Origin of the sequence: Micromonospora sp. DT31 (genome assembly GCF_049841795.1) — a bacterium.
Lineage (GTDB): Bacteria > Actinomycetota > Actinomycetes > Mycobacteriales > Micromonosporaceae > Micromonospora.
Genome location: NZ_JBNCKZ010000011.1, coordinates 167,801 through 180,636, shown reverse-complemented (window position 1 = coordinate 180,636; position 12,836 = coordinate 167,801). Strand labels below are relative to the sequence as shown.

The window sequence follows — 12,836 nt, the reverse complement described above, 5'->3', positions numbered from 1 at the left end:
GTTGCCTCCCTGGGGTGGGGGAAACGCGCGGCGATCCGGGGGTGCCGCGACAAAGGGGGGAAAGTCTCGGGGGGGGGTGCCCGTTGGAGGGGCGGTGGCGTGCGGGCGGCTCAAGGGGGCCTGCTCCGCGGCTCGGGGGATGCAACGGGGGTCCGGCCGGCATGATTCCCGGCCTGGCCCGCGGTGTTCGGCGGGGGCGGTCGAGCGGGGGGGCTGATCCGCGCCGTCAGCCATGTACAACGCCGCCGACCCGGCCCGGATTCCGCCGTGGCGGTGGCGCCCACCACCACCTGAGCGCGCGAACCGGACACGAACCCCATCCCGCGCAGCCCGCCACCGCGCGCTCGCCCGGTGCGGGTCGAGTCGGGTGAACTCGGCGTTCTCACAAAAGGGGGCGTCGGCAGCGTCGGGGGCACGTCATGGGTGGTGATCGCGGGCGGACACACCCACGGTGTTCCACCCGGGTGGTGACGGCACGATGTGTCCGGGACGTCGGACAGCGGACGAACGCAGGGAATGTCAGGAGGAGGCGGCGTCCGGCGAACCGGAGCCGTCCAACGCGGCCAGGATCGCCTCGGCCGTACGCCTGCCGACCCCGGGCACCTCGGTGATCTCCTCGACCGTCGCGGTGGACAGCCGCTTCAACGAGCCGAAGTGCCGCAGGAGCGCCTTGCGGCGTACCTCACCGAGGCCGGGGACGTTGTCGAGCGCCGACTCGGTCATCCGCTTGGAGCGTCGCTGCCGGTGGAACGTGATGGCGAAGCGGTGGGCCTCGTCGCGGACCCGTTGCAGCAGGTAGAGCGCCTCCGACGTGCGCGGCAGGATGACCGGGAACTCGTCGTCGGGCAGCCAGACCTCCTCCAGCCGCTTGGCCAGCCCGCACAGCGCCACGTCGTCGATGCCCAGCTCGGCGAGCGCCTTCGCGGCGGCGGCCACCTGGGGCGGGCCGCCGTCGACCACCACCAGCTGCGGCGGGTACGCGAACTTGCGCGGCCGCCCGGTGGTCGGGTCGATGCCGGGCCGGTCGGGGTCGGACGCGGTCTCCTCGCCAAGCTCACCGGTCTCGGCGCGGGCGTCGAGGTAGCGGGCGAAGCGCCGGCGCAGCACCTCGGACATGGCGGACAGGTCGTCGGTGGCGCCCCGCACGATGAACCTGCGGTATTCGCTCTTGCGGGGCAGCCCGTCCTCGAACACCACCATGCTGGCCACCACGTCGGTGCCCTGGATCTGCGAGACGTCGAAGCACTCGACGCGCAGCGGCGAGGTGCTCATGCCGAGCGCGTCGGCGATCTCGTCGAGCGCCTGGCTGCGGGTGGTCAGGTCGCCGGCCCGCTTGAGCTTGTGCCGGGCCAGCGCGTCCTTGGCGTTGCGCTCCACGGTCTCCAGCAGCGACCGCTTGTCGCCGCGCTGCGGCACCCGCAGCGACACCCGGCTGCCCCGGCGGGTGGACAGCCAGTCGGCCAGCGCGTCGGCGTCGCCGGGGAGCTCGGGGACCAGCAGTTCGCGGGGCACGTCGGCCTCGCCCTGCTCGCCGCCGTACACCTGGGTGCAGAAGTGGTGGACCAGGTCGCCGGTGGTCAGTTCCTCGGTCTTCTCCACCACCCAGCCGCGCTGCCCGCGCACCCGGCCGCCACGGACGTGGAAGACCTGCACCGCGGCTTCGAGCGGGTCGTCGGCGAAGGCGACCACGTCGGCGTCGGTGCCGTCGCCGAGCACCACGGTCTGCTTCTCCATGGCCCGGCGCAGCGCCGCGACGTCGTCGCGCAGCCGGGCGGCCCGCTCGAACTCCAACTGTTCGCTGGCGTCGAGCATCTCCTTCTCCAGCCGCCGGACCATGGTGTCGGTGCGGCCGGCCATGAAGTCGCAGAAGCCGTTGACGATCTCCCGGTGCCGCTGCGCGGTGACGCTGCCGACGCACGGCGCCGAGCACTTGCCGATGTAACCCAGCAGGCACGGCCGGCCGACCTGACCGGCCCGCTTGAACACCCCGGAGGAGCAGGTCCGCGCCGGGAAGACGCGCAACAACAGGTCGAGCGTCTCGCGGATCGCCCAGGCGTGCGAGTACGGCCCGAAATAGCGCACCCCCTTGCGCTTGGCGCCGCGCATCACCTGGAGGCGGGGGTATTCCTCGTCGAGGGTGACCGCGAGGTAGGGGTACGACTTGTCGTCGCGGTAGCGGACGTTGAACCGCGGGTCGTACTGCTTGATCCAGGTGTATTCCTGCTGGAGCGCCTCGACCTCGGTGGCGACGGTGATCCAGTCGACCGACTCGGCGGTGAACACCATCTGCCGGGTGCGCTGGTGCAGACCGACCGGGTCGGCGAAGTAGGAGTTGAGCCGACTGCGCAGGTTGCGCGCCTTGCCGACGTAGATCACCCGGCCGGTGCCGTCGCGGAAGCGGTAGACCCCTGGCGACTCCGGTATGGTGCCGGTCGCGGGACGGTAGGTCGAGGGGTCAGCCACGCGGCAAGCCTAGCCAGCGGGTCTGACAATGCCCCGGTTCGGGCCCCGGGTCGAGGGAGCCACGAGGGCAGAATTAACGGATCTCGAAATGATGCTCACTGATTTCCCGATGGCCCGCTAGCGTGTCGACATGAGTGGTTTCGCCGTGGATCCGGAGGAGGTCGCCGCCTTCGCGGGGCGGACACTCACCGCGTCCCAGCAGTTCGCTGACGAGATGCTGCTGGCGCAGGAGGCCTTCCCCGCTCCGTTGACCGCCTTCGGCGACACCGACACCGCCACCGCCACCTACAACTCCTGCCAGAGCGCGACGGAAGCGGCGATGACGGCGGCCGGCGTGCTGCTGGAGATGCTGGAGGGTGACGCCGACCGCCTCTACCTGATCGCGTTCTCGATCCAGCAGACCGACGGCGAGGCCGACGGGCTGATGGGCGCCTTGGGCGGCGGACTGACATGACCGTCTCCGACGCACCTTCCGCCGAGGCGCCACCGGCCCCGTTCGTCACGGCCGACCTCTGGTCGCTGCACGCCGATCCGGATCGGCTGATGGCCGCCGCCAAGGCCTGGCGGACGCTTGCCGGCGCGGCTCGCGACAGTGCCGCGGACACCCGGCACGGGGCGAGCGCGCTGTTCACCAGCGGCTGGAGTGGTGCGGTCGCCGACGCCTACGCCGGCCACTGCCGCAAGCTGGTCGCGGACCTCGACGAGTTCGCTTCGCTCGCCGAACGTGGCGCACGGGCATTCGACGACGTGGCGGATGCGCTGGCCCGCGCCCAACTACGACTCGACCAGGACTGGAATGCGCTGAGCGGGGCGGTGCGGGCCGAACAGTCCGGCGCCCAGATCACCTTCATCCCCGCCGTCGCGGCCGACGTCACCACGGTGCAGTCCGCCCTCGGCGCCGCCGAGGCGATCCGCCGGCCGGTCCTGGACGCACACCAGGACATGGCGGCCGATATGCGGTCGATCACGGAGAGCCTGGGGGTCATCACCTCCGCGTGGTGGCAGTTCACCGACCAGTTGTCGCCGTTCATGCTGCCGGACGAGCCGCCGGGCCCCGGCATGATCCTCGTCGGCGGCCGGATGATCGTCAACACCGGCAGCGGCGACGACGAAATCCGGGTGGTCCGCGACCCGGACACCGGCGAGCTGAGTGTGGAGGGCACGATCAGCGGGTTCCCCGTCAGCCAGGAGGTGCCGGACGGCTACGAGTTGACGATCCGCGGCGGGGCCGGCGACGACCACGTGGAGGTCGGCCCCGGGGTCGGCGCGGTGACGGTGCTCGGCAGTTCGGGAGACGACCGGATCCACACCGGTGCCGGCGACGACATCGTGCTCGGCGGCGACGGCGACGACACGATCGAGTCCGGGGCCGGTGACGACCGCGTCAGTGGCGGCGGAGGGCAGGACTACCTGTACACCTACACCGGTGACGACCGGGTCGTCGGCGGCTCGGGAGAGGACACCATCTACGGAGGGTCGGGCGATGACCGCCTCTCCGGCGGCGACCACGCCGACTATCTCGACGGCGGGCGGGGCGCCGACAGCCTCGACGGCGGCCGGCACGCGGACGTGCTCTCGGGCGGTCGCGGTAACGACACGATCGCCGGTGGCGCCGGCGACGACACCGTCTACACCGGTCGGGGCACCGACACCGTGTCGGGCGGCACCGGTGACGACCTGGTGTACGGACAGACCGCAACCCGAGGACCCGACACCGTCGACGGCGCCGAGCACGTCCAGAACGTCAACCTCTCCGCCGACCTCGGCTCCCGGCTGGTCATCGACGGCTCGGACGAGTTCACCGAGCGGGTGCGCGACGACCTGGACACGCTCGGGTCCTCGCTGAACGGCCAGCTCATGCTGGCGGAGATGGACGACGCCCAGCACGACATCCGGGTCACCGAGTTGGACGGCGACGGCAAGGCTTCCGCGAGACACGACCCTGACAGCGGCGAGTCCTCCATCCAGTACAACCCCAGGTACGACAACTTCCAGGGTGAGGCGCCACCGTCGGTCGTGCTGTTCCACGAGATGGCGCACGTGTACGACTACGAGAACGACACGAGTCTCGATGGGCTGTACACCAACCCCGCCGACCCGGACTCCCGCGTATTCGACTGGGGGGATGACGATCTCAACTACGGCGTCTCGAACGTCGAACGCCAGGCCACCGGGCTGCCTGTCGACCGGGACGGCGACGGCCACTTCGAGATCGATCCCGAGCACCCGATCGAGTACACCGAGAACGGCATGCGCGCCGAGATGCGGCTGGACGACCGGGAGACCTACGGCTCGCCGGAGCCGTACGGCCGGGTGCCGGACGAGGACTGACCCCGTCCGGCACCCCTGTCGCTGTCTTCCCCGCCCGGCGCGACGGAGGACACCGGCAGGCGGGTCAGGCCAGGCGGATCTGGTCGCCGTCGACAGTGATGTTCTTGGCCGCGAGCGGCTTGGTGGCGGGGCCCCCCTTCACTGAGCCGTCGGTGATGGAGAACCGGCTGTTGTGGCAGGTGCAGTTGATCGTGCCGCCGTCGACGTTCGACACCGGGCAGCGCTGGTGCGTGCAGATCGGGTCGAACGCCTTGAACTGGCCGGCCTCGGGCTGGGTGATCACCACTCCCTGGCTGGCGAAGACCGCTCCGCCGCCGACCGGGATGTCCGACGTGCGGGCCACGGAGTTGCTGCCGGCGCGGTCGCCGCCGCCGGCGTCACCGGTTGCGGTGGCGCCGGGCGGGCCACCACTGGTCGGCGCCTCCCCGGGCGCGTCGTCGTCACTGCCGCAGCCCGCGAGCACCACGGCCGCGCCGACCGCGCCGGCTCCGGCGAGCAGGCTACGGCGGCTCCGGGTGACCGGTCGGGTCAGCGCCTTGTCGTCAGTCATCTCCGGCCTTTCTCTCGACTTACTGCGGAACACGCACCAGGGTGCGCCACGGTTCATCCTGACGCGTCAACGCCCCGGGCGTCGCGCCGGAAGACGTCGGTCAGCGCGCCCCCGCCGGGACCTTGCGGGCCCGCGGCTTGACGGGGCTGCCGTTGGCCTTGGCCGCGCGGGTGGTGGCCGCCTTGGCGCCCTTGGCCTGGCCGTCGAGCTTGAGGGTCGACCGCAGGAACTGGCCGGTGTGGCTCTCCGGCACCTCGGCGACCTCCTCCGGCGTGCCGGTGGCCAGCACCGTGCCGCCCCGGTGGCCGCCCTCGGGGCCCATGTCGATCAGCCAGTCGGCCGTCTTGATCACGTCGAGGTTGTGCTCGATGGTGATGACCGTGTTGCCCTTGTCGACCAGACCCTCCAGCACCATCAGCAGCTTGCGGATGTCCTCGAAGTGCAGGCCGGTGGTGGGCTCGTCGAGCACGTAGACGGTGCGGCCGGTGGACCGCTTCTGCAGCTCGGAGGCGAGCTTGACCCGCTGCGCCTCACCGCCGGACAGCGTCGGCGCGGGCTGGCCGAGGCGCACGTAGCCCAGGCCCACGTCGACGAGCGTCTTCAGGTGCCGGTGGATGGCCGGGATGGCGGAGAAGAACTCGGCCGCCTCCTCGATCGGCATGTCCAGCACCTCGGCGACGGTCCGGCCCTTGTAGTGCACCTCGAGCGTCTCCCGGTTGTAGCGGGCGCCCTTGCACACCTCGCAGGGGACGTAGACGTCCGGCAGGAAGTTCATCTCGATCTTGATGGTGCCGTCGCCGGAACACGCCTCGCAGCGTCCACCCTTGACGTTGAACGAGAACCGGCCCGGCCCGTACCCCCGGACCTTGGCCTCGGTGGTCTCGGCGAAGAGCTTGCGGACGTGGTCCCAGACGCCGGTGTAGGTCGCCGGGTTGGAGCGCGGGGTGCGCCCGATCGGTGACTGGTCCACGCCGACGACCTTGTCCACGTGCTCCAGGCCGGTGACCCGGGTGTGCCGGCCGGGCACCAGCCGGGCGCCGTTGATCTGGTTGGCGAGCACGGCGTAGAGGATGTCGTTGACGAGCGTCGACTTGCCCGAGCCGCTGACCCCGGTGACCGCGATGAGCTGACCCAGCGGGAAGCTCACGGTGAGGTTGCGCAGGTTGTGCTCGCGCGCGGCGTGCACCACCAACTCCCGGCCCGCGGTCTGCGGGCGGCGCGTCGCCGGGGTCGGGATGGCCTTGCGGCCGGCCAGGTACGCCCCGGTGACCGACCTCGGGTTGTCGAGCAGCGCCGGCACCGACCCGCTGTGCACGATCTCGCCGCCGTGCTCGCCCGCCCCGGGGCCGATGTCGACGATCCAGTCGGCGACCCGGATGGTGTCCTCGTCGTGCTCGACCACGATCAGCGTGTTGCCCAGCCCGCGCAGCCGCAGCAGCGTCTCGATGAGCCGGTGGTTGTCCCGCTGGTGCAGGCCGATCGACGGCTCGTCGAGCACGTAGAGCACACCGACCAGGCCCGAGCCGATCTGGGTGGCGAGCCGGATGCGCTGCGCCTCACCGCCGGAGAGGGTGCCCGCCGGGCGGTCCAGGGAGAGGTAGTCCAGGCCCACGTCGAGCAGGAACTTCAGCCGGGCGTTGATCTCCTTGAGCACCCGCTCGGCGATCATCTTCTGCCGGTCGGTCAGCTCGATGCCGGCCAGCAGGTCGGCCGCCTCGCCGACGGACAGGTTGCAGACCTCGGCGATGCTCTTGCCGGCCAGGGTGACCGCGAGCACCTCCGGCTTGAGCCGGGTGCCGCCGCACGCCGCGCACGGCACGTCGCGCATGTAGCCCTCGTACTTCTCCCGGGACCACTCCGACTCGGTGTCGGTGTGCCGCCGCTCGATCCACTGCACCACGCCCTCGAAGCCGGTGTAGTAGGAACGCTCACGGCCGTACTTGTTGCGGTAGCGGACGTGCATCTGGTCGCCGGAGCCGTGCAGGATCGTCTTCTGCGCCCGCGACGGCAGCGCCCGCCACGGCGTGTCGATGTCGAAGTGCTCGGCCTCGCCAAGCGCCTCCAGCAGCCGCAGGAAGTATTCGAGGTTGTGCCCGGTGGCCCAGGGCTGGATCGCGCCCTCTCGCAGCGTGCGCTCCGGGTCGGGGATGAGCAGCTCGGGGTCCACCTCCTTCTTCGTGCCCAGACCGGTGCACTCCGGGCAGGCGCCGTAGGGGGCGTTGAAGGAGAAGACCCGCGGTTCCAGGTCCTCGATGGCGAGGGGGTGGTCGTTCGGGCAGGCCAGGTGCTCGGAGTAGCGCCGTTCCCGGGCGGGGTCGTCCTCCGCCAGGTCGACGAAGTCGAGCAGCACCAGCCCGCCGGACAGGCCGAGCGCGGCCTCCACCGAGTCGGTCAGCCGCTGCTTGGCGCTCGGCTTGACGCTGAGCCGGTCGATGACCACCTCGATTGTGTGCTTCTCCTGCTTCTTGAGCTTGGGCGGCTCGGTCAGCGGGTGCACCACGCCGTCGACCCGGGCCCGCGCGTAGCCCTTGGCCTGCAACTCGGCGAACAGGTCGACGTACTCGCCCTTGCGACCGCGCACCACCGGCGCGAGCACCATGAACTTGGTGCCCTCGGCCATGGCGAGCACCCGGTCGACGATCTGCTGCGGGCTCTGCTTGGAGATCCGCTCGCCGCAGACCGGGCAGTGCGGCTCGCCGATGCGGGCGAACAGCAGGCGCAGGTAGTCGTAGACCTCGGTGATCGTGCCGACGGTGGAGCGCGGGTTGCGCGAGGTGGACTTCTGGTCGATGGACACGGCGGGGCTGAGGCCCTCGATGAAGTCGACGTCGGGCTTGTCCATCTGACCGAGGAACTGCCGGGCGTACGAGGACAGCGACTCGACGTAGCGGCGCTGCCCCTCCGCGAAGATCGTGTCGAAGGCCAGGCTCGACTTGCCCGACCCGGAGAGCCCGGTGAAGACGATCAGGGCGTCCCGGGGCAGGTCGAGACTGACGTCACGCAGGTTGTGCTCGCGCGCGCCACGGATGATCAGTCGGTCGGCCACTGTCCAGTTACTCCAGGGTTGACGAGGATGAGGTGATTGCCCCGCTCTGATGGCATACCGAGCGGTCGATTCGGCGCAGCAAAAGTCGCCCCGGCAACTCTAGCTCCGGGCTACGACACTTTCCCGCGCCGACTCGTTGCGGCAGCTCAACCCCGTCATCATCAGCCTCGGCTGGTGATCCCGGACGGTGGCGCAATGCGCCCGGTCGGCCGTCTACGGGTTGTCGGTCACCTCGAAACCCGCTCCGTAGACGTCGGCGGGGTCGGCGGCGTCGCGGGCCCGCAGGTCGGCGAGGATGTTCGCCGAACTGGTGTAGACGTACAGCGGCAGGCTCACGATGATCCCCTTGGTGATCCCGGCCCACGGCCCCTCGGCCTGGCCACCGTTCTGCTCCGACGGGTAGGCGCTGCCGGGCACATGCCAGATCGCCGGCCCGCCCGAGTCACCCGCCTTGGCCTTGGCCCAGCACTGGTAGACGCCGTTGGTGTTGTTGGTGACCCGCCCGTACCAGATACCAAGCTGCCCCGACACCACCAGCTGGTTATTGTTCAACAACGCGGCCCCGAGCAGCCGCTCGTTGTCCAGCGCGGGGCTCAGGGCGTTCGGGCTGACGGTGCCGCCGGGGACCTCCATCTCACCCGTCTGCTTGAGACGCGGCCCCTGCGACGACAGCGTCACACTCTCGACGAGCTCGATGACCATGTAGTCCTTGGTCAGGTGACCGGTCATCGAGCCCTCGGCGTCCTTGAAATACCGCACGTACCCGATCGGGCCGTACGCGACGTCCTGCCGGTGATAGACGGGGAAGATGTCCTCGTGGATCTCCCGGTCGGCGTACCCCAGATCCTTTACGCAGTGGCCCGCCGAGATGGCGATCTCACGGCCGTAGTCGTCCGTGCCGACCGCGCCGATCGTGCAGAACCCAGGGTTCGTCGCACTGAAGACGATCTGCATTTCGTTGTGGACGCGCTTCTCCGTCTGGGCCTGAGCCACCCCCGGGCTCGCGATCCCGGCCAGCAGCAGCCCCGCGATGAGGGGTGCAAACCATCGTCTTCTCATGCGGCTCCAATCAATGGGAAGGGACACACACCCTTCGATGGTCAATCTTTCACAACCACCCGCGGCACGGCCACCCGGAAGATCAGGGCCGAGCGGTGGGCCGCCGCCCGCGCCGCCAACCACCACGCCGGTCAGCGGCCAACCGGACCTCCCGCCGCCGGCTCTCGAAGGCCAACTCCCGCTGCAGCTTTCGCCAGCTCTCCCAGCGCCGCGCCGGCAGCTCGCCGTCGTCCAGCGCCGCGCGCACCGCGCAGGCGGGCTCACCGTCGTGTCCGCAGTCGGCGTACCGGCAGCCGGTGGCCAACGCGGCGATGTCGGCGAAGGTCCGGTCCAGGCCGGCCACGCCGTCGAGCAGGCCGACCGCCCGTACCCCGGGGGTGTCCAGCACCACTCCCCCGCCCGGCAGCGGCACCAGCGACCGCCAGGTGGTGGTGTGCCGGCCTTTGCCGTCGGCCCGACGGATCTCCTGGGTGCGCATCACCTCCGCTCCGGCCAGCGCGTTGACCAGGCTCGACTTGCCCGCGCCGGACGGGCCGAGCAGGCCGAGCGTGCGCCCCGGGGCGACGTGCCGGCGCAGCGCCGCCACCCCGTCGCCCCGCTCGGCGCTGACCGGCAGCACCGCCACCCCGGGCGCCAGGTCGGCCAACTGCCGGGCCACCGCGGCCGGGTCCGCCGCCAGGTCGGTCTTGGTGAGCACGACGAGCGGCTCGGCGCCCGACTCGTGCGCCAGCGACAGCAGCCGTTCGATCCGCGCGGCGTCCGGTTCCGGGTGCACCGGCTCGACCACCGCGGCCACGTCGAGGTTGGCGGCCAACACCTGGCCGCCGGCATCCTTGCCGGCGGTGCGGCGCACCAGCGCGGTACGCCGCGGCAGCACCGCCTCCACCGTGACCGGGCCGTCCGGCCAGGTGGCCAGCAGCACCCAGTCACCCGCGCAGGGCAGCGCGGTCAGGTCGCGGGCGGCGGCGGCCAGCACCGCGCCGCCGAGGCTCGCCCGCACCGGCCCCTGCGGGCCCAGCACGGTGCAGACGCCCCGGTCCACCCGGGCCACCCGTCCGGGGCGATGGCCGGGACGCCGGCGCAGATGGGTCGCCCAGTCGGCGTCCCAGCCGAGGGCGGTCAGGTCGAGAGTCATGGTGTCCTCATCGGTGTCGAGGGGGTTCGGGGTGGAACGCACACGTCGGGGCGGGCACGCACACCACCTCCCTCCGACTCCCGGCGCACGGTTCGATGCCGTCGGCCCCGACGGTAGGGGGCTCGCCGACGCGCCGAAAGCCATTTCCCCGCCGGCACGGCCTGGTCCGGCCCGCTAGGGTCGGACCGTGAGTGCGAGATGACGACTGATCCCCTGCTCCTGACCGGCGCGCTGGCCGAGGCGAACGACCGGCTGCTGCGTACCGTCTCCGGCCTGAGCGCCGCGGACGTCGCGGCGCCGTCGCTGCTGCCCGGATGGACCCGCGCCCACGTGCTCACCCACCTGGCCCGCAACGCCGACGCGTTCGTCAACCTGCTCACCTCGGCCCGCACCGGCGAGCAGATCCCGATGTACGCCTCCGCGCAGGCCCGCGCCGACGACATCGACGCCGGCGCCGGGCGGGGTCCGGCCGACCTGCTGGACGACGTGCGCCGTGGCGGCCAACGCTTCGACACCGCCGTCGCGGCGATGCCGGTGCAGGCGTGGGGCGCCACCGTGCAGACCCGGCGCGGCCCCTGGCCGGCGGCGACGCTGGTCTGGGGCCGGTTGCGCGAGGTCGAGGTGCATCACGTCGACCTGGCGGCCGGCTACCGGCCGGCGGACTGGCCGCTGGCGTTCGCCCAGCGGCTGCTGCACGAGGTGGTGGGCGGGCTGACCGGCAATCCGACCGCACCGGCCATGGTGCTGCGCGTCGACGGCGCACCGACCGAACTCGTCGTGGGTGACCCCGAGGGGGCGCCCACGGTCACCGGCCCCGCGCCGGAACTCGCCGCCTGGCTGACCGGCCGGGGTGCGGGCGAACTGCTCACCGTCCACCCCGACGGCCCTCTGCCCAACCCACCGGAATGGATCTGAACATCGTCATGACCTACACCGGAGACGTGACGCCCGGCGGCCCGCCGGCCGTGCGCGAGCTGGACCGGCTCACCGTCAGCAAGCTGTCGGTCGGCCCGATGGACAACAACGCCTACCTGCTGCGCTGCCGGGCCACCGGCGAACAGGTGCTGATCGACGCCGCGAACGAGGCGCCGCGCCTGCTGGAACTGGTCGGCGACGGCGGGCTGGCCGCGGTGGTCACCACCCACCGGCACATGGACCACTGGGTCGCGCTGGAGGAGGTCGTCGCCAAGACCGGGGCCCGGGCGCTGGTGCACGCCGACGACGCCGAGGGCCTGCCGATCGAGGCCGAACGGCTGCGCGAGGGCGACACCGTGCCGGTCGGCGACTGCGCGCTGGAGGTGATCCACCTGCGCGGGCACACACCGGGGTCGATCGCCCTGCTCTACCGCGACCCGGACGGCGGCCCGCACCTGTTCACCGGCGACTCGCTCTTCCCGGGCGGGGTGGGCAACACCGAACAGGACGCGGAACGGTTCGGCCGGCTCGTCGACGACGTCGAGGCCAAGCTGTTCGACCGGCTGCCGGACGACACCTGGTTCTATCCCGGGCACGGCAAGGACAGCACGCTCGGCGCCGAGCGGCCCGCGCTGCCGCAGTGGCGCGCCCGCGGCTGGTGAACACGCCCGGTCCGGCCTCCCCCCGTGGCGGCCGGGCCGGGCGCGGTCAGCCGGTGGCCACCTTCAGCCGGCGCCGGGTGCCCACCAGCACCGGACCGGCCAGCAGCAACCCCACCACCATGGTCAACGCCATCGGGTCCAACGCCCCGGGCAGCAGACCGGTCAGTACCCGCGCGGTGAGCCCGAGCGCCACGTAGAGCCCGGCCCACGCGGTCGCGCCGAGCGCCGCGCAGGCCAGGAACCGCCGGTACGACATGCGCAGCCCGCCGGCGGCCAGCGGCAGCAGGGCGTTGAAGACCGGCAGGAACGGCGCCACCAGCACGATCCGGCCCCCGCCGCGGTGCAGCAGCGCCTCGGCAGCGGTCCAGCGGGACTCGCCGATCCAGCCGCCCACCCGGCTGTCGCGCAACCGACCACCCCACCGCCGCCCGGCGAGGAAACTCAGCGACCAGCCGCCGAGGCAGCCGGCCACCACGACGGCCACTGTCGGGACCCCGCCGGCCGCGCCACCCGCGCCCACCGCCGCCAGGACCGCGGCGTCACCGGGCACCAGCACCCCGAGCAGGGGCACGGCGTCGGCGAGCATCACCACGCCCAGCAGCCCCATCAACAGGGCGGTGGGCAACTCGCCGGCCACGGCCAGCAGATCCGTCGTCATGTCGGCACGCTAGCCCG

10 protein-coding genes are annotated in these 12,836 nt (G+C 71.9%); 4 read left to right on the top strand and 6 right to left on the bottom strand.

All coding sequences use genetic code 11. The features are described 5' to 3' along the window. Positions 1-519: 519 nt before the first annotated feature. The gene (gene uvrC / locus ACLQ2X_RS19765) at positions 520-2,463 is read right to left on the bottom strand and encodes an excinuclease ABC subunit UvrC (RefSeq protein WP_425682522.1); all 1,944 of its coding nucleotides are present in this window, start codon (positions 2,461-2,463) and stop codon (positions 520-522) included. A gap of 130 nt (positions 2,464-2,593) precedes the next feature. Here uvrC and ACLQ2X_RS19760 point away from each other — a divergent pair, with 130 nt between their 5' ends. Both ACLQ2X_RS19760 and ACLQ2X_RS19755 read left to right on the top strand, forming a co-directional pair. Beyond that, entirely contained in the window at positions 2,594-2,917 is a 324-nt protein-coding gene (locus ACLQ2X_RS19760) for a hypothetical protein (RefSeq protein ID WP_425682521.1), read from the top strand. After that, positions 2,914-4,794, top strand: a complete 1,881-nt coding sequence (locus ACLQ2X_RS19755; protein WP_425682520.1) for a M91 family zinc metallopeptidase — start codon at positions 2,914-2,916, stop codon at positions 4,792-4,794. The genes ACLQ2X_RS19760 and ACLQ2X_RS19755 overlap by 4 nt, the downstream gene beginning before the upstream one ends. Positions 4,795-4,858: 64 nt before the next feature. Here the strand turns inward: ACLQ2X_RS19755 and ACLQ2X_RS19750 are convergent, their stop codons facing one another. From ACLQ2X_RS19750 to rsgA, 4 genes are all read right to left on the bottom strand, one after another. After that, positions 4,859-5,344: a Rieske (2Fe-2S) protein gene (locus ACLQ2X_RS19750; protein ID WP_425682519.1), complete on the bottom strand. Its 486-nt coding sequence runs from the start codon at positions 5,342-5,344 to the stop codon at positions 4,859-4,861. Between the two features lie 100 nt (positions 5,345-5,444). Beyond that, on the bottom strand, positions 5,445-8,390 hold the full coding sequence (gene uvrA / locus ACLQ2X_RS19745) for an excinuclease ABC subunit UvrA (RefSeq protein WP_425682518.1): 2,946 nt from the start codon (positions 8,388-8,390) through the stop codon (positions 5,445-5,447). A 213-nt stretch (positions 8,391-8,603) separates the two neighbouring features. Then, positions 8,604-9,449 (bottom strand): hypothetical protein, encoded by an 846-nt coding sequence (locus tag ACLQ2X_RS19740; protein ID WP_425682535.1) that lies wholly within the window; start codon positions 9,447-9,449, stop codon positions 8,604-8,606. A gap of 82 nt (positions 9,450-9,531) precedes the next feature. Next, complete coding sequence (gene rsgA / locus ACLQ2X_RS19735; protein ID WP_425682517.1) at positions 9,532-10,584, bottom strand: ribosome small subunit-dependent GTPase A; 1,053 nt, start codon at positions 10,582-10,584, stop codon at positions 9,532-9,534. 198 nt (positions 10,585-10,782) lie between these two features. On the opposite strand from rsgA, the gene ACLQ2X_RS19730 reads away from it, so the two are divergent. Together ACLQ2X_RS19730 and ACLQ2X_RS19725 are read left to right on the top strand one after the other, a co-directional pair. Further along, entirely contained in the window at positions 10,783-11,499 is a 717-nt protein-coding gene (locus ACLQ2X_RS19730) for a maleylpyruvate isomerase family mycothiol-dependent enzyme (protein ID WP_425682516.1), read from the top strand. Positions 11,500-11,507: 8 nt separating this feature from the next. Next, positions 11,508-12,161: an MBL fold metallo-hydrolase gene (locus tag ACLQ2X_RS19725; protein WP_425682515.1), complete on the top strand. Its 654-nt coding sequence runs from the start codon at positions 11,508-11,510 to the stop codon at positions 12,159-12,161. Between the two features lie 46 nt (positions 12,162-12,207). Here ACLQ2X_RS19725 and ACLQ2X_RS19720 read toward each other — a convergent pair whose 3' ends face one another. Continuing rightward, positions 12,208-12,819 (bottom strand): DedA family protein, encoded by a 612-nt coding sequence (locus ACLQ2X_RS19720; RefSeq protein ID WP_425682514.1) that lies wholly within the window; start codon positions 12,817-12,819, stop codon positions 12,208-12,210. Between the last annotated feature and the right edge of the window lie 17 nt (positions 12,820-12,836).